General features: G+C 43.9%; 1 pseudogene (running past one end of the window). It reads left to right on the top strand.

What is annotated here, in order from left to right:
* Positions 1-3: 3 nt before the first annotated feature.
* Positions 4-1,166, top strand: a pseudogene (locus tag COW20_20465) (transposase); it runs 532 nt beyond the window's last position.

Raw genomic sequence — 1,166 nt, 5'->3', positions numbered from 1 at the left:
TAAATGCTAAACTCAATGCAACCAAGTTTTAGCAAGGAGTTTGGCCCAATGCAAATGAAGATTGAACGGTTAGATCATTTGGGAGTGGTGGCAGGCATTTTGAAAGAACTTGAGCTGAGCAAAGAAATAGACGCCCTTTTATCGCCCACAGACGACATGAAAGCAAGCGTTGGCGAGTGTGTTGCAGCGATGATCCTGTGTGGACTTGGCTTTTCACAAACCCCACTCTCACTTACCCCCCATTTCTTCGAGAAATTGCCTGTGGGTTTTCTGCTTGGGAATGACAAACTTCAAGCACAAGATCTCAATCACTTCAAGCTCGGACGCAGCCTTGAAAAACTGTATGAATATGGTTGTGAGAAACTCTTTGCTGAATTGAGCTACAAAGCCTGTCAAAAGGAAGGTTTGGAGACACAATGGGTTCACGGAGATACCACAAGTTTTTGCTTCAGTGGCAAATATAGCTCAGACGAAGAAAGCGCAGAAGTTGAAATTACCCATGGCTATTCACGAGACCATCGCCCTGACCTGGTTCAAATTGTTCAAGAAATGTTGGTAAGTGACACCTACGGTATTCCACTTGGTATCAAGCATTGGAGCGGTAATCGTAATGGCAGTGAGATTTTTCATCAACGTATCCGCAACAAGGCTCAAAGCTTAAACTCAGGAGTGCGGGGAATTATTCTTGACAGTAAAGGCTACAACCAGCGAAATGAGCCCTATCTCAAAGATTTGGGCTTCATTAGCCGAGTACCCGCTACACTTAAAGCCCATGAAGAAATGGTTTTTACAGCCCTTGGAGTGGGTGAATGGAATCCTTTGGACGAAGGAGAGTATTGGCAGGAGTTTGCTCGCGAAAATGAACGCTGGATCGTAGTTTATTCAACAACAGCCGAACGGCGAAGCAAAGAGGCTTTGGACTACAAAATTAATCAAGAAAATGACTCTTTACAGCAGGATTTGAAAAAGTTAAAACGCAAGCGATTCAATTGTGAACAGGATGCTGAAGCAGCTTTAACTGAAATATTCAAAAAGGTGAAATACCATAGCCTGAAAGAGATTGAACTCTTACCCGTTCAAAAGCAGGCCCAGAGAGGAAGACCCAAAGAAGGGCAAGAAAAGATCACCGACCATTGGCGGATTCAAGCTGAATTTGAACTGGACGA

This window comes from bacterium (Candidatus Blackallbacteria) CG13_big_fil_rev_8_21_14_2_50_49_14, assembly GCA_002783405.1.
Classification (GTDB): domain Bacteria; phylum Cyanobacteriota; class Sericytochromatia; order UBA7694; family UBA7694.
The sequence above is the reverse complement of the archived record's forward strand: the minus strand, read 5'-3'. Positions and strand labels throughout refer to the sequence as shown.